The sequence below is a fragment of the Streptomyces sp. NBC_00490 genome (assembly GCF_036013645.1).
In the GTDB taxonomy this organism is placed as follows: Bacteria; Actinomycetota; Actinomycetes; order Streptomycetales; family Streptomycetaceae; genus Streptomyces; species Streptomyces canus_F.
Genome location: NZ_CP107869.1, coordinates 3,552,705 through 3,570,613 on the forward strand (window position 1 = coordinate 3,552,705; position 17,909 = coordinate 3,570,613).

At 71.0% G+C, this 17,909-nt stretch carries 17 protein-coding genes and 1 pseudogene; 10 read left to right on the plus strand and 8 right to left on the minus strand.

Annotation, left to right across the window (positions count from 1 at the left end; genetic code table 11):
- Positions 1 to 294 precede the first annotated feature (294 nt).
- From OG381_RS16030 to OG381_RS16040, 3 genes are read right to left on the minus strand one after another with little or no spacing between them, the layout of a single operon-like run.
- Positions 295 to 1,233, minus strand: coding sequence for a 3-oxoacyl-ACP reductase (locus OG381_RS16030; protein WP_327716780.1), 939 nt, complete (start codon positions 1,231 to 1,233; stop codon positions 295 to 297).
- 12 nt (positions 1,234 to 1,245) lie between these two features.
- Positions 1,246 to 2,322 carry a Zn-dependent alcohol dehydrogenase gene (locus tag OG381_RS16035; protein ID WP_327716781.1) on the minus strand — a complete coding sequence of 359 codons (1,077 nt, stop codon included), beginning with the start codon at positions 2,320 to 2,322 and terminating at the stop codon, positions 1,246 to 1,248.
- Positions 2,323 to 2,351: 29 nt separating this feature from the next.
- Entirely contained in the window at positions 2,352 to 3,209 is an 858-nt protein-coding gene (locus OG381_RS16040; RefSeq protein ID WP_327716782.1) for a MaoC/PaaZ C-terminal domain-containing protein, read from the minus strand.
- Positions 3,210 to 3,462: 253 nt separating this feature from the next.
- Between OG381_RS16040 and OG381_RS16045 the strand changes: the two genes are divergently transcribed.
- Complete coding sequence (locus tag OG381_RS16045; RefSeq protein ID WP_327716783.1) at positions 3,463 to 4,914, plus strand: sensor histidine kinase; 1,452 nt, start codon at positions 3,463 to 3,465, stop codon at positions 4,912 to 4,914.
- Between the two features lie 83 nt (positions 4,915 to 4,997).
- On the opposite strand, the pseudogene OG381_RS16050 reads toward OG381_RS16045, so the two are convergent.
- Positions 4,998 to 5,201 (minus strand): annotated as a pseudogene (locus OG381_RS16050) (nucleotidyltransferase domain-containing protein); the annotation flags it as partial.
- A 91-nt stretch (positions 5,202 to 5,292) separates the two neighbouring features.
- Between OG381_RS16050 and OG381_RS16055 the strand changes: the two are divergent.
- Entirely contained in the window at positions 5,293 to 5,925 is a 633-nt protein-coding gene (locus OG381_RS16055) for a response regulator transcription factor (RefSeq protein ID WP_327722470.1), read from the plus strand.
- Between the two features lie 189 nt (positions 5,926 to 6,114).
- On the opposite strand, the gene OG381_RS16060 is transcribed toward OG381_RS16055, so the two are convergent.
- The 3 genes from OG381_RS16060 to OG381_RS16070 form a co-directional block, all read right to left on the minus strand.
- A complete protein-coding gene (locus OG381_RS16060; protein ID WP_327716784.1) occupies positions 6,115 to 6,927 on the minus strand; it encodes a hypothetical protein in 813 nt (270 codons plus the stop codon).
- On the minus strand, positions 6,927 to 7,466 hold the full coding sequence (locus OG381_RS16065) for a SigE family RNA polymerase sigma factor (RefSeq protein WP_327716785.1): 540 nt from the start codon (positions 7,464 to 7,466) through the stop codon (positions 6,927 to 6,929). Before OG381_RS16065 ends, OG381_RS16060 begins: the two co-directional genes overlap by 1 nt.
- 344 nt (positions 7,467 to 7,810) lie before the next feature.
- Positions 7,811 to 9,439, minus strand: coding sequence for an MFS transporter (locus OG381_RS16070; RefSeq protein WP_327716786.1), 1,629 nt, complete (start codon positions 9,437 to 9,439; stop codon positions 7,811 to 7,813).
- A gap of 204 nt (positions 9,440 to 9,643) precedes the next feature.
- Between OG381_RS16070 and OG381_RS16075 the strand changes: the two genes are divergently transcribed.
- From OG381_RS16075 to OG381_RS16090, 4 genes are all read left to right on the plus strand, one after another.
- On the plus strand, positions 9,644 to 11,380 hold the full coding sequence (locus OG381_RS16075) for an MFS transporter (RefSeq protein ID WP_327716787.1): 1,737 nt from the start codon (positions 9,644 to 9,646) through the stop codon (positions 11,378 to 11,380).
- Between the two features lie 287 nt (positions 11,381 to 11,667).
- Positions 11,668 to 12,210, plus strand: coding sequence for an RICIN domain-containing protein (locus OG381_RS16080; RefSeq protein WP_327716788.1), 543 nt, complete (start codon positions 11,668 to 11,670; stop codon positions 12,208 to 12,210).
- Complete coding sequence (locus OG381_RS16085) at positions 12,198 to 13,379, plus strand: sialidase family protein (RefSeq protein WP_327716789.1); 1,182 nt, start codon at positions 12,198 to 12,200, stop codon at positions 13,377 to 13,379. The genes OG381_RS16080 and OG381_RS16085 overlap by 13 nt, the downstream gene beginning before the upstream one ends.
- Before the next feature lie 105 nt (positions 13,380 to 13,484).
- Positions 13,485 to 14,135, plus strand: coding sequence for a class I SAM-dependent methyltransferase (locus tag OG381_RS16090; protein WP_327716790.1), 651 nt, complete (start codon positions 13,485 to 13,487; stop codon positions 14,133 to 14,135).
- Between the two features lie 13 nt (positions 14,136 to 14,148).
- On the opposite strand, the gene OG381_RS16095 is transcribed toward OG381_RS16090, so the two are convergent.
- Positions 14,149 to 14,346, minus strand: coding sequence for a chaplin family protein (locus OG381_RS16095; protein WP_327716791.1), 198 nt, complete (start codon positions 14,344 to 14,346; stop codon positions 14,149 to 14,151).
- A 131-nt stretch (positions 14,347 to 14,477) separates the two neighbouring features.
- On the opposite strand from OG381_RS16095, the gene OG381_RS16100 reads away from it, so the two are divergent.
- From OG381_RS16100 to OG381_RS16115, 4 genes are all read left to right on the plus strand, one after another.
- Complete coding sequence (locus OG381_RS16100) at positions 14,478 to 15,443, plus strand: N-acetylmuramoyl-L-alanine amidase (RefSeq protein WP_327716792.1); 966 nt, start codon at positions 14,478 to 14,480, stop codon at positions 15,441 to 15,443.
- A 167-nt stretch (positions 15,444 to 15,610) separates the two neighbouring features.
- The gene (locus tag OG381_RS16105) at positions 15,611 to 16,414 is read left to right on the plus strand and encodes a DUF5336 domain-containing protein (RefSeq protein ID WP_327716793.1); all 804 of its coding nucleotides are present in this window, start codon (positions 15,611 to 15,613) and stop codon (positions 16,412 to 16,414) included.
- Positions 16,415 to 16,521: 107 nt separating this feature from the next.
- Positions 16,522 to 17,532 carry an LLM class F420-dependent oxidoreductase gene (locus OG381_RS16110; protein ID WP_327716794.1) on the plus strand — a complete coding sequence of 337 codons (1,011 nt, stop codon included), beginning with the start codon at positions 16,522 to 16,524 and terminating at the stop codon, positions 17,530 to 17,532.
- A gap of 73 nt (positions 17,533 to 17,605) precedes the next feature.
- Entirely contained in the window at positions 17,606 to 17,896 is a 291-nt protein-coding gene (locus OG381_RS16115; protein WP_327716795.1) for a hypothetical protein, read from the plus strand.
- The last annotated feature ends 13 nt before the right edge of the window (positions 17,897 to 17,909 follow it).

The window sequence follows — 17,909 nt, forward strand, 5'->3', positions numbered from 1 at the left end:
GGCTGTTAGAAAGATCATGTTGACGGGGTGAGTTCTTCCGATGAGCGACGCAAGCACGATTCAGCCGCCGCGCACCGATGTCCAGCAGACGTCCGGCCACGGCCGGCACCGGGGGCAGGTCTCGGCTCACGACGGCGATTCGGCCCCTCGTGGCCGACACCGCAAGCCGGTCGAGGAAGCCGAAAAGGCTGCCTGACGGTACGACGACGAAGGGGTCCGCGTGTCGGCTGACACGCGGACCCCTTCCGTATGTCCCCTCCCGTTTGCCCTGCTCCCGTATGTGCTCGCGTGTGTCTACTCCCGCTTGAGCCCCAGCACCTCCGCCGCCGCGAACGTCTCCCCCGAGGGGCGCCCGGCATAGTGCGGGGTGAGCAGCGCGTCCAGTTCGTCGTACGTGAAGGTCTCCTGCTTGCTGTCGAACTTGGCCTGCACACGCGGCCGTTCGACGACGGCGACCATCCCTCCGTGTAAGACGAGCAGCTGGCCGTTGACGCGTGCGGCGGCGGGTGAGGCCAAGTAGCCGACGAGCGGGGCGACATGCTCGGGGGCGAGCGGGTCGAGCCCGGCGTCGGGTGCTTCGAGGCCCGCGAAGACGTCCTCGGTCATCCGGGTGCGGGCGCGCGGGCAGATGACGTTCGCGGTGACGCCGTACTTGGCGAGGGCAAGGGCCGTGGAGGTGGTGAGCCCGACGATTCCGCCCTTCGCGGCGGCGTAGTTGGGCTGTCCGGCCGAGCCCGCGAGGAACGCCTCCGACGAGGTGTTCACGATCCGCCCGTACACCGGCCCGCCCGCCGCCTTGGACCTCTCCCGCCAGTGCGCGGCGGCGAAGCGGGTCGTGTTGAAGTGGCCCTTGAGGTGGACCCGGATGACCGAGTCCCACTCCTGCTCGGTCATGGAGAAGACCATGCGGTCGCGCAGGATGCCCGCGTTGTTGACGAGGATGTCGAGCTTGCCGAACTCCTCGACGGCCGACTGGACGAGCCGCTGGGCCTGGGAGAAGTCGGAGACGTCCCCGGTGTGGGCGAGCGCCGTGCCGCCCGCCGCGCGGATCTCGGCGGCGACCTCCTCGGCGGGGCCCGCGGAGGCCTCGCCGGAGCCGTCCCGGCCGGGCTGTCCGTAGTCGTTGACGACGACGGCGGCGCCGAGCCGGGCGAGTTCGAGCGCCTCGGCCCGGCCGAGGCCGCGTCCGGCGCCGGTGACGATCGCGGAGAGCCCCTCGAGTGGCAGTGTCATACCGGGAGTTCCTCAGATCTCTATGCAGGTGCGCAGCGAGGTGCCGGTGCGCATCTGGTCCAGGGCCTCGTTGATGTCGGCCAGCGGGACGCGGTGGGTGATCAGGCCCGCCAGGTCGACGCGGCCCGCCCGCCACAGGGCGATGGTCCGCTCGTAGGAGGTCAGGACGTCACCGCCGCCGTACATGGACGGCAGGATCCGCTTCTCGTCGAAGAACAGCTCGAACATGTTGAGCTGGAGGTTGTCGTCCATGGCGCCCGCACCGACGACGACCAGGGTGCCGCCGCGCCGGGTGTTGTCGTACGCGGTGCGTGCCGTGGCCGACTTCCCGACGACCTCGAAGACGTAGTCGAAGCCCTCTCCCGCGGTGACCTGTTGCTTGGCGTCGGCCAGTTCGTCGGGGGAAACGGCCCTGGTGGCACCGAACTTGAGGGCGGACTCGCGGCGGGAGAGCACCGGGTCGACGGCCACGATCTCCGCCGCGCCCTTGAGCCGGGCGCCCTGGATCGCGGAGATACCGACGCCACCGCAGCCGATGACGGCGACGGACGAACCGGCCTTTACGTCGGCGGTGTTGAGGGCGGCGCCGAGGCCCGTGGTGACTCCGCAGCCGATCAGCGCGGCGATGTCGAAGGGCACGTCGTCGGGGATCGGCACCGCGCAGCCCGCGTCGACGACGACCTCCTCGGTGAAGGTGCCGGTGCCGGCCATGCCGAAGACGTCTCCGGCGGGGCGCCTGAAGTTGGGGGTGCCGGCGTTCATGAACCCGGCCAGACACAGCTCGGTCTGGCCGCGCTTGCACGCCGGACACGCGCCGCAGGCGGGCAGCCAGCAGACGACGACCCGGTCACCGGCCTTCAAGTGGCTGACGCCGTCCCCGACTTCGAGGATCTCCCCCGCGCCCTCGTGACCGGGCACGAAGGGCGCGGGCTGCGGCAGCACGCCGCTCATCCCGGACAGGTCCGAGTGGCACAGCCCCGCGGCCCGCACCCTGATCCTGACCTTTCCGGGCCCGAACCCCACCGCCTCGACGTCGTCGAGGACCTCCAGCTTGTCCTGGCCGATCTCGTGCAGTACGGCTGCGCGCATGGTGCGGCTCCCCTCAACGGCTGGTGTGCTCAGGCGTGTTCGACGACGGTGTCGGCGAGGACGGGCGCGTCGTCCCGCTCCACAGCGCTCACGGCGACCCGTACGGCGCCTTGCTGTTCCCACATCCGGATGCGCAGGGTCTCCCCCGGGTACACGACCCCCGCGAACCGGGTGACGTAGGACCGCACCCGCGCCACATCCCCGCCCAGCACGGTGTCGACGACCGCCTTGAGGGTGATGCCGTAGGTGCACAGCCCGTGCAGGATGGGCCGCTCGAACCCGGCGACCTTGGCGAACTCGGGGTCGGCGTGCAGCGGGTTCCAGTCGCCGGAGAGGCGGTAGAGCAGGGCCTGGTCCTCACGGACGGCCCGCTCGACGACCCGGTCGGGCTCGCCGGAGGGCGGGTCGAGACGGCCGGACGGCCCCCGGTCGCCGCCCCAGCCCCCTTCCCCCCGCACGAAGATCTGCGCGTCGTTGGTCCACAACGGGCCGTCGGCGTCGGCGACTTCGGTGCGCATGACGAGGACGGCGGCCTTGCCCTTGTCGTAGACCGCGGCGATACGGCCGGTGGCGGTGGCGGTGCCCTCGGCGGGCAGCGGGCGGTGGATGGTCAGCGACTGGCCGCCGTGCAGGACCTTGGCGAGGTCGACCTCGATGCCGGGCATGGACAGACCGCTGATCACACCGGGCGAGCCGGAACCGGCGACGGTGGCGAAGCTCGGCAGGACGTGCAGCCTGGACTCGAGGGTGTAGCGCAGCTCGTCCGGGTCCGTCGCCGGGACGCCTGCTCCGATGCCGAGGTGGTAGAGCTGCACGTCCTTGGAGTTCCAGGCGATCTCGCCCGTCCGGGGTTCGGCGGCCACTGCCTTTGCGGCGTCGATGGGCATGGGGCTCCTGGGGGCTCAGAGACCTCGGTGCGACCGTCCGCACCGTCGGCCGCACCGAGGTCGTTCACGGGTCCGTGCCTCCGCGCTCGTTCTAGAACGCGTTCCAGTACGGCGACCCCTGTATAGCCCAGCTCCCAGAAGTTGTGAAGACTACTGACGGCATGTCAGATGCCGGGGCCCGTGACATTTGTACCGCCGGATTCCGTACATGTCCCTCTGCCGCGCACGTGGGCGGGTTCGTAGCGTGGGAGCCATGACACAAGGCAGCGGGAACCGGTCGTGGTGGCGCAAGGCGTCGTGCCGTACGGACGCGTGGCAGGCGGCGCGGGCGGACTGGAAGTCGGACATGGAACGCTTCAAGGCCGACCAGCGCAGCGCCCGCGAAACCGGGGTGCCGGTCGAGAACCCGGGCCCACCGCCCACCGGCTTCTCCCTCCTCCCCTGGCTGCTGATGGGAATGGGCGCCTTCTCCAACGTCTTCCAGGCCGGAACACCCCAGCCATGGCTCGGCGCCCTCGGCCTGCTCGCCTTCAACTCCCTCTACATCTACGTCGTCTTCCGCGCCTTCGTGAAGGAGAAGCGCGAGGCCCGCTCGACCCGGGTCGCACTCGTCCTGATGGGCCTGGTCACCTGCGCCCTGGCCATCGGCTACGGCGGCAACTGGCTGTACTTCTTCCCCCTGCTCGGCCTGGCCACGGGCGCCGTGACCCGGGGCCCCTGGCTCGGCCGGACCGGGCTCGGCCTCACCGCGCTCGCGGTGGCCGTCTCCGCGGTCCAGGACGGCTGGGACGCGGTGAACATCGGATACGCCACCTTCCTGTCGACGATGGTGACCGCGGCGATCCTGTCCCTCTCCGAGGCGGTACGGGAACTGCGCGCGGCCCGCGAGGAACTGGCCCGGCGCGCGGTCGAGAAGGAGCGCCTGCGCTTCTCCCGCGACCTCCACGACCTCCTCGGCCACACCCTGTCCGTGATCGTGGTCAAGTCGGAGGCCGCCCGCCGTCTGGCCCGCCGCGACATGGACGCGGCCCTCGCCCAGATCACCGACATCGAGTCCGTCGGCCGCCAGGCACTCACCGAGATCCGCGAGGCGGTCACCGGCTACCGCGAGGGCAGCCTCAGCACCGAACTGGACCGCGCCCGCTCGGCCCTGGAGGCCGCGTCCATCGCCCCCGTCGTACGCCACTCCGGCCCACCCCTGACCGCCCCCACGGAGACCCTGCTGAGCTGGGTCGTACGAGAGGCCGTCACCAACGCCGTCCGGCACAGCGGGGCTTCACGGTGCGAGATCGCGGTGGAGGGGACGGCGGAAAGGGTGCGGTTGCGGGTGGTGGATGACGGGCGGGGGGTGGTTCCTGCGGTGGATGCGGTGAGCGGGGTGGATGTGGTGGGCGCGGTGAGCGGGGCGGGTGCGGTGAGCGGGGTGGATGCGGTGGGCGGCGTGGGCTCGGCGAGCGGACTGGGCGCGGCGAGCGGCGTGAGCGGAGTGGGCGCGGTGGGCGGAGTAGGCGCGGTGGGCGGAGTAGGCGCGGTGGGCGGAGTAGGCGCGGTGGGCTCCGCCGGCACCGGCCTGAAGGGCCTGGCGGAACGCCTCGCGGCGGCGGGCGGCCGACTGGAGGCGGGCCCGGGCCCGAGGGGCGGGTTCGTGGTGACGGCGGAGCTGCCGGTGGAGGTACTGGAGCGGGAGGTGGCGGCGGTGGGGTGAGGGTCCCGGAGGTGAGGGGCCGGGGCGAGAGGCCCGGCGGGAGAGGCCCGGGGCGAGGGTCGGGGGCCAGAGGTCCGGTGGTGGTCGAGGCTCTCCACGTACCCGGCCTCCGACAGGGCCGCCGTGACGGTGGGCTCCTGCTCCAGGCGGTGCATCAGGTCGAGGTCGCGATGGTCCCGGGTCTGCTCACCGACCAGCGCGTCGATGCCCCAGCCTCCACCGACCCAGACCTCCACACGCGCCCGGCGCAACAGGGCGAGCACGGACAACACGTCATCGGACGACATCACTTGGAGCATGTCAGGTGCACGGCACACCGGCACGACTCCGCACCGAGCGCACCCGGCCCCCGCGCCCTACCCTTGGGCCGTGAACGAGATGCCCCGGGACTACCGGCCGACCAAGTCCATCAGGGTTCTGCTCGCCGAGGACCAGGGGATGATGCGGGGCGCGCTCGCGCTGCTGCTCGGCATGGAGGCGGACATCGAGGTCGTGGCCCAGGTCGGGGCCGGTGACAAGATCGTGGACGCGGCGCTGATCCACCGCCCGGACGTCGCGCTCCTGGACATCGAACTGCCCGGCAAGAGCGGCCTCGACGCCGCCGCCGAGCTCCGCGACCAGGTCCCCGACTGCCGGGTCCTGATCCTCACCACCTTCGGCCGCCCCGGCTACCTCCGCCGGGCCATGGAGGCAGGCGCCGCGGGCTTCCTCGTGAAGGACGGCCCCGTCGAGGAACTGGCCTCCTGCATCCGCCGCGCCCTGACCGGCGAGACGGTCATCGACTCCGCCCTCGCCGCGGCCGCCCTCAGCGCCGGCCCCAACCCCCTCACCTCCCGCGAGTGCGACGTACTGAGTGCCTCGGCGGACGGGGCGACCGTCGCCGACATCGCCTCCGCCCTCCACCTCTCCGAGTCCACCGTCCGCAACTACCTCTCCTCCGCCATCGGCAAGACCGGCACCCGCAACCGGATGGAGGCACTGCGGGAGGCCCGCCAGCAGGGGTGGGTGTGACGGGAGGCCCGCCCCTCGGGTCCTGGTGGCCGCCGCAGAGGCGGCAATTGGCAGATCGGTCCCACGCCCGACCTCCCCCACCTGGGCCTTTTCACTCCGCCCGTGGGACACATCTGCCAATCACTCCCGTCCCCCCGTCCCCCCGTCCCCCCGTCCCCCCGTCCCCCCGTCCCCCGCCCCCCGTTCCCGCTACCTCACCGCCGTCACCTCCGCCGACCGCGCTGCCGTGCCCTCCGGGGCCAGGCAGACGAACCAGTCCACCGGGGAGCCCTCCGCCGGGCGGATCGCCGGGGTGTCGGTGCTGGTGTCCTCGTTCTGCGGGGCCCTGTCGACCTTGGTCGCCGTGCCGTTCTTCCAGTTGCAGGTGACCTGCTGGGCGTCCTTGCCGACCATGCCGATGACCAGGCGTTCCGGACCCTCGGGGTCGGCGTCGAAGGGGGTCGAGGCGGACTGGAGGTCCGTGCCCGACATGGTGTCGTCCTTCCCGAACAGGTCCTCGAACGTCTTTCGCCGCGCGTCGCCGTTGCTGAAGTACACGAGGTACGACCTCTTGCCGATCAGTTCGGAGGGCTTGGTCCCGTACGGCGCATCGCCGTACTCACCCATCGCCGCAAACTGACCCGCCGCCTGCCCCTCGGTCCGCGGCGCGGCCCAGACGTCGATGGCGACCCGCCACTCCTTGCCGTTCTCCGTGCCGGTCGCGAGGGTCGTCCGGGTGGGGGTGAACAGGTCGGGTGCCGGCGTCGCCGACCGGGTCGCCGCCTGTGTCACCGTCCCGCCCCCGCCCGGCAGTCCCGCCACCGCGAGCGTCGCCGAGGAACCGGCGAGTACCAGGGCCGTGGCCGCGGCGACCGCCCAGCGGCGGGCCTTGCGGCGACGGCCGCCGCGGATGACCGCCTCGTAGGGGGCTATACCGATCTCGACCTCGTCCGCGGCTCCGGCCAGCATGGAGGCGATGTCACCGTTCGTCATGTCGTGGTTCGTCTCCCGGTCCGCGTTCATCACTTACGCCCTCCCTGCGTCACGACGTCGGCCAGCCCCGGTATGGCGCGGAGTTTCGCGATTCCCTTGGCCGCGTTGCTCTTCACCGAGCCGACGGAACAACCCATCGCCTCGGCGGTCTGTGTCTCTGTGAGGTCCTCCCAGTAGCGCAGGACGACCGCCTCGCGCTGCCGTGGCGGCAACTGGGACAACGCCTTCAGCAGGGCGTTGCGGTCCTCGGCCTGGGCCATGCGGTCGCCGGTGTCGGCGATCTCGCGCACGAGCCCCGAGTCGTCCTTGGGCGCCAGGAACTCCCGGAGCCGTCGACGGTGTTTTCGTGCGTGCGCGTTGATCATCACGCGCCGTACATAAGCCTCCGGGTCGTCAGCCGAACCGACTCTGCGCCAGGCCACGTAGACCTGCTCCAAGGTCGACTGGACCAGGTCCTCCGCACCGTGCTGCTCCCCCGTGAGGAGAAATGCCGTCCGCATCAGCCGCGGCCAGCGGCCGATGACGAAGCTCTGGAACTCCTCGTCCCGAGCCTCCTTGCGATCCCCCATGGGCACCTCCACCTCCTAGATGTCTAAAGGAGTCCATGGGCCACCCAGACCGTTGCCTCAACCGGCGGAATTCTTTTCACGCACCGGACCCCTCCCGCCGACCCCGCAGACGCCGGCCTCGGAGACGCCGACCCCGAAGGCGGCGTCGCGTCCGGTTCCGTCAGCGGTCCCCGGGGCCGACACCCCGGCTCGGTGTCGTCGTCGTGAGTGCGGCGAGCGCTCCGCACCGCCCGCCGCCCTCATCGCGCCCCGCACCCCGCGCCCCGGGCCGCTTCGCCCGGCCCCTCACCTCCGGGCCCCGCACCCCGGGCCTCCCGCCGCCATCACCGCGCCCCCGCCCCACCTCACTCCCCGGAAAACTTCCCACCCACCTCTGCCTCCGCCTCCGTCTCCGCACCCACCGCTGCCCCCGCCCCCTCCTTCGCCTCGGACCCCGCCTCCCGCTCAGCCCCCTCCTCCACCCCGTCCTCCGCCTCCCCCGACACCGAAGCAACCCCCTCCCCCACCACCGGAACCACCACCGCCCCCGACACCGGAGCCCCCACCCCCGCCGGAACCCTCCGCGGCAGCCACACCCACATCAACACCGCACCGCCCACCAACACCCCGGCCCCCGTCCGGAACACCAGCGCGTACCCCTCCGTCAGGGCCTCCCGCCCCGTGCTCCCCTCCGTCCGTGCGGCCGCCAGTGTCGACATCACCGCGAGTCCCAGGGAGCCGCCCATCGTGCGGGAGGTGTTGACCAGCCCCGAGACCAGTCCCGCCTCCCCGGGCGCCGCTCCCGACGTGGCCAGCGCGGCCAGGGGTGTCGTGGCGAGTCCGGCCCCGAGCATCATCAGGATGCCGGGGATCATGATGGTGACGACGTAGTCCCCGTCCACGCTCATCGTCGACTGCCAGGCGAACCCGGCCACGGCCACGAGCGTCCCCAGCACCGCCACGTTGCGCTCGCCGAGAGCCCGCATGAACCGGGGCGCCGCCTTCGACGCCAGCACGATCGCCAGGGAGCTCGGCACCAGTGCGAGACCGGCCTCGGTCGGGGAGTAGCCGAGCACGTTCTGGGCGTAGAGCGTCATGAAGAACCACATGCAGAACATCGCGGAGCCGCTCAGGAACATCGCGACGTTGGCGGAGGCCACCGGGCGCCGCCGCAGCAGTCCGAGCGGCATCAGCGGGGCCGCCGTACGCGTCTCGACCAGCAGGAACACCCCGATCAGGGCCGCACCGACCATGAGCGGGACCACCGTCGCCGCCGACGTCCAGCCCTCGGCCTCCGTCTGCGAGATGCCGTACGCCGAAGCCGCCAGCCCCGCGGTCACCAGTACCGCGCCCGGCAGGTCGAGCCGCCGCCCGTCCCCGGCCCGGCTCTCGGTGAGCCACCACAGGGCGCCGAGGAGGAGGACCGCGCCGACCGGCACGTTGACCAGCAGCGTCCAGCGCCACGACCACGCGTCGACCAGCACCCCGCCGACGAACCCGCCCGCCGCTCCGCCGCCCGCGCCCACCGCCGTCCAGGTCGCTATGGCACGCGCGCGTGCCGCTCCCTCGGGCACCGCGGACGTGACGATCGTCAGCGTCGAGGGCGCCAGTACCGCCGCGCCCAGTCCCTGCACGGCCCGTGCGACCAGCAGCTGCCAGCCGTCCTGGGCCAGGCCGCCGCCCAGCGAGGCGAGTGTGAACAGGCCGAGCCCGACGAGGAACATCCGCTTGCGCCCGTACAGGTCTCCGGCCCGTCCGCCGAGCAGCATGAACCCGGCGAAGGCGATCGCGTACGCGTTCACCACCCACTGGAGGCCCTGCTCGCTGAGGGCCAGGTCGGCCCGTACCGACGGCAGTGCCACGTTGACGACGGACATGTCGAGCACGACGAGGAACTGTCCGGCGCACGCGAGGGCCACGACCAGCCAGACGGGAGGTGTCGTACGCGGGCGGGGGGCGCGGGTGACCGCGGCGGCTTCGGGCATGGCCGTCATGGTGTCAACCGCCGGATGCCCTCGGCATCGGGATTTCGGCCCAGCCCATCTCCGCAGGAGGTCCTAGGCCAGGCCTGGGCCCGCCTCTTCTTCACCTGTCTCTTCTTCAAGCTCACCTCCCTCTTCTTCAAGAGAAGATAAAGAAATCGTTAGCTGGCCAAAGCATCGGAATAGTTGCCCCAGCACACCGGGTTGGCCACTGACATGAGATCTACGCCGACCGATCAGCCCAGCCGCCCGGCGAGCGGCGCCCTCGTCCCGGTGCTCGCGTTCGCGGGCATCGTCGTCGCGGTGATGCAGACCCTGCTCGTCCCGGTCATCAAGGACCTGCCCCAGCTCCTCGACACCGAGCCCAGCAACGCCACCTGGGTCCTGACCTCCACGCTTCTCTCGGGCGCCGTGGCCACGCCGATCATGGGCCGCCTCGGCGACCTGTACGGCAAGCGGCGGCTGCTGATCGCGAGCCTGTCGGTGATGGTGGTCGGCGCGCTGGTCAGCGCGCTCACCAGCGACCTGATCGTCATGATCGCCGGCCGTACCCTCCAGGGCTTCGCGATGGGCGCGATCCCCCTCGGCATCGGCCTGATGCGGGACATGCTGCCGCGCGAGAAGCTCGGCTCGGCGATGGCCCTGATGAGCTCCTCGATCGGCGTCGGCGGCGGCCTCGCCCTGCCGCTCGCGGCCCTGATCGCCCAGCACGCCGACTGGCACGCCCTCTTCTACGGTGCCGCGGGCCTCGGCGTGCTCTCCATCGTCCTCACCCTCCTCGTCGTACCGGAATCCCCCATGCGCGCCGAGGGCTCCTTCGACGGGCTCGGCGCGTTCGGTCTCTCCACCGGCCTGGTCCTCTTCCTCCTGCCCATCACCAAGGGCAGCGACTGGGGCTGGACCTCGGCCACCACGCTCGGCCTGTTCGCCGCGTCGGCCCTCGTGCTGCTGCTGTGGGGCGTCTTCGAGCTGCGCACCAAGGCGCCGCTCGTCGACCTGCGCACCACGGCCCGCCCGGCCGTCCTCTTCACCAACCTCGCGTCGATCATGGTCGGGGTCAGCTTCTACGTCGTCTCGCTGGTCCTTCCCCAGCTCCTCCAGCTCCCGAAGGCCACCGGCTACGGCCTCGGCCAGTCGATGGTCGTCGCCGGCCTGCTGGTCGCCCCGCTGGGCCTGACGATGATGTTCACGGCGCCGGTCTACGCCCGCCTCTCCGCCAAGTACGGCCCCAAGACCACCCTCATCCTCGGCATGCTGATCATCGCGATCGGCTACGGAGCGGGTCTGGGTCTCATGAGCGCCGCCTGGCAGAGCCTGGTCATCGCCGTCGTCCTCGGCGCCGGCATCGGCCTCGCCTACTCCTCGCTGCCCGCCCTGATCGTCGGCGCGGTCCCGGCCTCGGAGACGGGCGCGGCGAACGGCCTCAACACGCTGATGCGGTCCATCGGTACGTCGGTGTCGAGCGCTGTGATCGGCATGGTGCTGGCCAACACCGCGAACACCGTGAACGGGGTCGCGATCCCGACCATGCACGGCTTCCGCGTCTCCTTCCTCATCGCGACCGGTGCGGTGGCGATCGGTCTGCTGATGGCCCTGTTCCTGCCGAAGCCGAACCGTGCGCCCCAGCTGCGGGCGAGCAGCGAGGAGGAGGACAACCTGGCGCGCGCCGAGGAGGCCCTGCGCGGATTCCGCGGCCGGGTCCTGGACGCCGAGGGCGCCCCGGTCCCCCGCGCCAAGGTCACCCTCATCGACCGCCGCGGCCGCCAGGCGGGCGCGACGCTCTCCGACGAGGACGGCGGTTACGCCCTCGCGGTCCCGGCCCAGGGCGCGTACGTCCTGGCCGCCCGCGCCACCGGTCACGGCCCGCTCGCCTCGTCCGCGACCCACGCGGGCGACGAGAACACGGTCGCCCTGGACCTGTCGCTGCCGGGCGAGACGGTCTCCGCACCCTGAGCGAAGGGTTCCCCGACACACCATCCGCGTCCCTGTGACCTCCGTACGAGCGGAGATCACAGGGACGCGGTCGTATGCGGTCTTGCAGGGCCTCAGGAACTGGTGAGCCGTGTGTGGACGTACAGTCAACTCTCAGTGCACCCAGTGCTAACGACATGGATGGGCGCCGCCTCGCATCCTGGTCGAGCACTCTCGAGGGCGTCCCGTGGGACCCGCACCGAGAACTTCAACCAGCGGTAGAGCTGGTGACATCCGGAAGTTGAATTGATGAAGGAATCTCTCCTGTCATGAACCTGCGAAGAAGGGTGGCCGCCGTTCTGGCGGCCGTCGCCCTCACCTGCGCGCCCGTGCTCACGGGCTCGTCCCTGACCGGCTCGACGCCGACCGCCGCGGCCGCCGAAGCGGTCGCCAACGCACGCCTCTACAACATGGCGACCGGCCTCTGTGTGGCCAACCCCCTCTCCGACCAGGACAAGGGCACCGTCATGTTCCAGTACACGTGCAGCAACAGCGACAGCAACTACTGGTCCCTCCAGCCGATGACCGGCGGCGGCTACCACGTGGTCAACAAGGCGAGCGGCCAGTGCCTGGCCATCCCCGGCGGAGTCAAGGACACCAAGCTCAAGGCCATCCAGTGGCCCTGCCAGCAGACCCAGAACGACGAGCAGGTCTGGTACCACGACGAGCTCGACCAGCTGCGGAACGCGCAGAGCGGCCTGTGCCTCGCCATCCTCGGGAGCGACCCGACCCCCAAGGTGGAGGTGGGCCAGTGGACCTGCGACGCCCTGACGACTGCGACCCCGAACCCGGATCGGCAATGGCTGTGGTAACCCGCACGCGCGGCTGGACCGCGCTCCTGACCGCGCTCGTCCTCGCCGTCCTGACCGGCCTCCTGATGCCGGGCCCGGCCTCCGCCGAGGGCCCGTTGGTCGAGAAGACCGTGTACACCAACACGGTGACCGGAGGCGACGGCCCCCGCACGCCGGACATCATCAACACGAGCGCCAACAACGCGGTCGTGGCGTGGCGGGAAGGCCTGCGGCCCGGCAGCGTGGACATGGGCTACATGCGGTACTCGTACACCACCGACGGTGGTGCGCACTGGAGCCGCCCCCAGACGCTGGCGCAGGAGACCGACCAGTACGCCTGGCACTATGTGATGCTCTACAAGTCGGGCAGCGAACTGTTCGCGTTCCTCGGGCGCACCCCGATCGCCGACGCTTCCGAGCCTGACGGGATCAACAACAACGGCCTGCCGATCAACGGCATCGTCGTCAAGCGCAGCACCGACGAGGGGCACACCTGGCAGGACTACTCCGCCAACGTCAAGCTGCCGCTCGATCTCCCGGAGACCCCCACCATCGACGAGGGATACGCGAACCTCGCCATCTCCGGACGGCCGCTCAAGCTGGCCAACGGCAACACCGTCATCCCGTTCTGGGCATCGGGCCGCGAGAACGGCGTGCTGATCTCGGCGGGCGCGGACCTGACGAAATGGACGGCCGGCACCGTGGCGGGCGGGCTCGCGCACCTGGCCGGTGAGAACCAGATCGTCGTCGCGCCGGACAACGCGAACAAGCTGATCATGGTCGCCCGCAGCGGAGAAGCCGAAGCCGTGACGGCCACGAGCACCAACGGCGGCGCGACCTGGACGGCCTTCACCAGCGCCACCGGCCTGCCGAGCAACGACGCGGCCAGGAGCTACTTCGGCAAGGACAGCAACGGCCAGCTCCTGTACATCTACACGACCGGCAACAGCACCAGCCGCCTGGCTCTCTACTACAAGACCAAGCGCCCCGGCGCGACGTCCTGGAGCGCCGCCAAGAAGTTCGCCGACGGCCTCGCGAGCGAGGAGGACCCGACACCGGCCGGCTCCGGCGCGGGCTGGGACACGTACCCGATGGCCGACGAGTACGCCCCGGGCAAGTTCTTCGTCACCTGGGAGTTCGACACCACCCGCATCAAGGTGAACGAGCTGGACATCTCCGACGCGCCCTGACCCTCGAGCACAGTCGCCCGTCGCCGTACCCCCTGTCGCCCGCCGACCAGGGGGTACGGCAGCATGGGGCGCCCATAGACCCGTACGACCGGAAGGCCCCCGCCCATGACCGCGGCACCCAAGCCCGAGATCCTGGCCGCGTTCGAGGCGGCGAAGGGATTCATGCCGGTGGACGAGGGCCTCGCCTTCTACACGGCCGCCGTCGAGGCCGGCGCTCTCGGGCTGCCGCTCCTGGAGGTCGGGACGTACTGCGGCCGTTCCGCGATCCTGCTCGCCGACGCGGCCCGTTCGGCCGGTGTCACCGCGCTGACCGTCGACCACCACCGCGGCAGCGAGGAGCAGCAGCCCGGCTGGGAGTACCACGACCCCGAGACGGTGGACCCCGAGATCGGCCTGATGGACACCCTGCCGACGTTCCGCCGGACCCTGCACAAGGCGGGCCTGGAGGACCACATCGTGGCCCTGGTCGGCCGTTCCCCGCAGATCGCGAAGATCTGGAGCTCTCCCCTCGCCCTCGTCTTCATCGACGGCGGCCACACCGACGAGCACGCGAGCGCCGATTACGAGGGCTGGGCGCCGCATGTCGCGGAGGGCGGGCTGCTCCTCATCCACGACGTGCACCCGGACCCGAAGGACGAGTTCACCGGCCAGGCGCCGTACCGGATCTATCTGCGGGCGCTGAAGTCGGGGGCGTTCACGGAGATCTCCGTCACGGGGACACTGCGGGTGCTGCGGCGGGTGGGTGCGGGGATGTGAGGCGCCGCGGGTCTCAGGGCTTCACGTTGATGTCGATGTCGACCGGGGTCTGGATGACATTGCCCGTGCCGACGCCCGGCTGACCGTAGACGTGGTCGACGGCACAGACGTCTTCCGGCGGCGCGCAGGGAAACGCGGCGGCCTGGGCCGCCGGCGCTCCCAGTACGACCGCCCCGGCGACGGCGGCGAGGACGCTCGCCATGACACGCATATGTGAACTCATGGGCGATTCTCGGCATATCACCCAGCCGTGAGCGACACCGACGGTGCCGTTCGGATGAAGCGCCCCGCTCCGCACCCACCGGCCTGCCGTGCCGGTGACCCGCCGCTAGGGTGGCTGTCGTGTCGTACGTAGGCCCGGACTTCGATCCTCCCCAGCCCCGCCGTTCCCGGCGCCGCCCTCTCACCGTCGCGGTCGCCGCGCTCGTCCCGGGCGCGCTGCTCGGGTGGCTGGCGTACGAGACGGTGGGCGGATCCGGTGGAGGTTCCGAGGAGGCCGCGGGAACACCGACGTCGTCGTCGAGCGCACCGGCCTCTCCCCCGAGGTCCTCGAAGCCCTCGACGTCCTCGTCCTCCGCGCCCGACGACGGGAAGCCCAGCTCCACCCCCACCACTTCGGCACCAGCCGCCTCCGGCCCCCTCAAGGGCAAGGTCGTCGTCATCGACCCGGGCCACAACCCGAACAACTTCCAGCACACCGCCGACATCAACCGCAAGGTGAACATCGGTACGGGCTGGAAGGAGTGCGACACCACCGGCACCTCCACCAACGCCGGTTACACGGAAGCCAAGTTCACCCTCGACGTCGCCCACCGCCTGCGCACGCTGCTGGAGAAGCAGGGCGCCACGGTGAAGCTGACGCAGGACGGCGACCGGACGTTCGGCCCGTGCATCGACGAGCGGGCGAGCATCGGCAACAAGGCGGACGCGGACGCCGTGGTGTCGGTCCACGCGGACGGCGCGGGCGCCGGCCAGCGCGGCTTCCACGTCATCCTCCCCGGCAGGGTCGAGGCGGGCAGCGCCGACACCGGCCCGATCGTCGCCTCCTCCGCCGAACTCGGCGAACGCGTCGCCGGCAACTTCGTCCGCGTCACGGGCAGCGCCCCCTCCAACTACGTCGGCGACGGCACCGGCCTGGTCACGCGTAAGGACCTCGGCGGTCTCAATCTGTCAACGGTTCCCAAGGTGTTCATCGAGTGCGGCAACATGCGCGATAGCAAGGACGCGGCACAGTTGACCAGCGGTGCCTGGCGACAGAAGGCGGCGCAAGGGATCTCTGCGGGAATCGTGAGTTTCCTGCGCGGGTAGTGGTCCGCGGGTTGATCCCCGGGGACAGCCTCGTCGGACGGACGATAAGGTCGTCTTTACGATGAGGGGCCACCCCCGCGCTTCACACCGGGGCCTGACGGCGACATGGTGACAGCGACGCCTCCAACGAAGCCGATGACGAGACGACTGAACCGAAGGACCTAGAAGTGAATATCCGCTCCCTCACTCGAGGCGACGGCGTGGTGATCGGAGCAGCGGTACTGCTCTTCATCTCGTCGTTCCTCAAGTTCTACACCGTCGACGGGTACAGCAGTATCTCCGTCACCGCGTGGGACAACCTCGGCTACGGCCTCGGCACCTACATGGGCGGCGTCATCGGCGCCGCGCTGATCGTCGTCAACCGCCTCCTGCCGCAGCCGCGCAAGGTTGCCGGTCTGGACCTCGGGACGGTGGGCGCGGCCTTCGCCGTGCTCGTCACGTGGACCCTGTTCTGGACACTGGTGGACATCAACGACGGTTCCAGCGCCGCCGCCGGTCTCATCCTCGGCTTCATCGCCGCCCTGGTCCTGACCGGTGGCGCCATCGCCACCCCGCTCCTCCCCGCCCTCCAGGCCGCCCTCGTCCCGGCCCCCCGCCCCGCCGCCCCCCAGCCCTACGGCGCGCAGCCGCCCGGTGGTTACGGCTACCCGGGCGCTCCGCAGCCGGGTCAGCCGCAGCCCTACGGTGGTCAGCCGCAGCCGGGTCAGCCGTACGGCGGCCAGCCGCAGCCCGGTCCGAGCCAGCCGCAGCCCCAGGCGCCCCAGCCGGCCGGGGACTTCTCCCCGTTCTGGTTCGCGGTGCCGGTGGCGCGCCCCCTCTTCGCGGAGGACGGCTCGCAGTCGCCGATCGCCGAACTCGCCCCGGGTACCTGGTACCTGGCCGTCGAGCAGCGCGGCGCCAACCTGGTCGCGCAGACGCAGGACGGCCGTCGTGGCGTACTGCAGGACACCTCGGGCATCCAGCGCGGCTGATCCCGAAGCGACATCAACGCACGGCCCTTCGCCCTTCCGGGCGGGGGGCCGTTGTCGTACAGTCGCCTCCCTCGACCGGTTAACTGACACATCGTCAGGAGGCGGCTATGCGGCTCGGTCTCGCACTCGGCTACTGGGGTCGCGGCCCCAATCCCGACCACGTACCGCTGGCGCGGGAGGCGGAGCGGCTCGGTTACGACTCCGTGTGGACGGCCGAGTCCTGGGGCTCGGATGTCTTCACCCCGCTGACCTGGATCGCCGCCCAGACCTCAAGGATCAAGCTGGGCACGGCGGTTGCCCAGATGGCGGCCCGCTCCCCGACCACGACGGCGATGCACGCGCTGACCCTGGACCACCTCTCCGGGGGCCGCGTGATGCTCGGTCTGGGACTCTCCGGCCCGCAGGTGGTCGAGGGCTGGTACGGCCGCCCCTTCCCGAAGTCACCGCTGACCGCGACGCGCGAATACGTCGACGTCGTACGCCAGGTCCTGCGGCGCGCGGCCCCCGTCGAACTCGCCGGCCGCTTCCACTCCCACCCCTACCGGGGTCCGGACGCCACCGGCCTGGGCAAAGCCCTCAAGCCGATCACTCACCCGCTGCGCCCCGACCTCCCCGTCCTCCTGGGCGCCGAGGGCCCGAAGAACGTCGCCCAGACGACCCGCATCGCCGACGGCTGGCTCCCCCTCTACTGGTCCCCGACCCGCCCCGAGGTCTACGAGGCCTCCCTCGCCGACGCCCCGGACGGCTTCCTCATCGCCCCCATGGCCCAGGTCCGGGTCTGCGACGACGTACGCGAGGGCCTGCTCCCCGTGAAGACCATGCTCGGGTTCTACATCGGCGGCATGGGCCACGCGGCCCGCAACTTCCACGCCGACCTGATGGCACGGATGGGATACGAGGAGGAGGCCCGCCGCATCCAGCGCCTCTTCCTCGAAGGCCGCCGCGAGGAGGCGGTGCTGGCGGTCCCCGACGCCTTCGCCGACGAGATCTCCCTCGTCGGCCCCCGCGAACGCATCGCCGAACGCCTGGAGTCGTGGCGCAAGGGCCCGGTCACGGACCTGCTGGCGCTGTCACCGGACCGGGAGTCGCTGCGGGTGCTGGCCGAGCTCAACTCGTGAGCTCTTCCCGCTGTTCGGGCCGTTCTCGCTCACGATCCGGTTTCATACGGGAATGAGCGGCAACACGCTGGTTATGTCCTCTCGATATAGCGGTGCCAACTCGGCCGGCACGGTCATAGCGATCGTCGCCGACATCATGGCCCTCATCCTGGGCCTCTGGATTGTGATGTACCTGCTGGACGCGAACCGCGCGAACGACTTCGTGCAGTTCATCCACGACGCGGCTCGCTGGCTGGCAGGCTGGAGCCACGACCTGTTCACGTTCGACGAGGCGTGGGCGAGGGTCGTCGCCGGGTACGGACTGGCAGCAGTGGTCTACCTGTTCGTCGGACACGCCATCGCCAACCGGGTCCACCGCCACTGAACCCACCCGAACC

Bases quoted from the DNA above. Each gene is read 5' to 3' on its own strand.
- OG381_RS16045 (WP_327716783.1), top strand. From the start codon at position 3,463: ATGACACAAGGCAGCGGGAACCGGTCGTGGTGGCGCAAGGCGTCGTGC.
- OG381_RS16030 (WP_327716780.1), bottom strand. From the start codon at position 1,233: ATGACACTGCCACTCGAGGGGCTCTCCGCGATCGTCACCGGCGCCGGA.
- OG381_RS16090 (WP_327716790.1), top strand. From the start codon at position 13,485: ATGACCGCGGCACCCAAGCCCGAGATCCTGGCCGCGTTCGAGGCGGCG.
- OG381_RS16060 (WP_327716784.1), bottom strand. From the start codon at position 6,927: ATGAACGCGGACCGGGAGACGAACCACGACATGACGAACGGTGACATC.
- OG381_RS16075 (WP_327716787.1), top strand. From the start codon at position 9,644: ATGAGATCTACGCCGACCGATCAGCCCAGCCGCCCGGCGAGCGGCGCC.
- OG381_RS16070 (WP_327716786.1), bottom strand. From the start codon at position 9,439: ATGACGGCCATGCCCGAAGCCGCCGCGGTCACCCGCGCCCCCCGCCCG.
- OG381_RS16065 (WP_327716785.1), bottom strand. From the start codon at position 7,466: ATGGGGGATCGCAAGGAGGCTCGGGACGAGGAGTTCCAGAGCTTCGTC.
- OG381_RS16035 (WP_327716781.1), bottom strand. From the start codon at position 2,322: ATGCGCGCAGCCGTACTGCACGAGATCGGCCAGGACAAGCTGGAGGTC.
- OG381_RS16040 (WP_327716782.1), bottom strand. From the start codon at position 3,209: ATGCCCATCGACGCCGCAAAGGCAGTGGCCGCCGAACCCCGGACGGGC.
- OG381_RS16080 (WP_327716788.1), top strand. From the start codon at position 11,668: ATGAACCTGCGAAGAAGGGTGGCCGCCGTTCTGGCGGCCGTCGCCCTC.
- OG381_RS16110 (WP_327716794.1), top strand. From the start codon at position 16,522: ATGCGGCTCGGTCTCGCACTCGGCTACTGGGGTCGCGGCCCCAATCCC.
- OG381_RS16095 (WP_327716791.1), bottom strand. From the start codon at position 14,346: ATGCGTGTCATGGCGAGCGTCCTCGCCGCCGTCGCCGGGGCGGTCGTA.
- OG381_RS16055 (WP_327722470.1), top strand. From the start codon at position 5,293: ATGCCCCGGGACTACCGGCCGACCAAGTCCATCAGGGTTCTGCTCGCC.
- OG381_RS16115 (WP_327716795.1), top strand. From the start codon at position 17,606: ATGTCCTCTCGATATAGCGGTGCCAACTCGGCCGGCACGGTCATAGCG.
- OG381_RS16085 (WP_327716789.1), top strand. From the start codon at position 12,198: ATGGCTGTGGTAACCCGCACGCGCGGCTGGACCGCGCTCCTGACCGCG.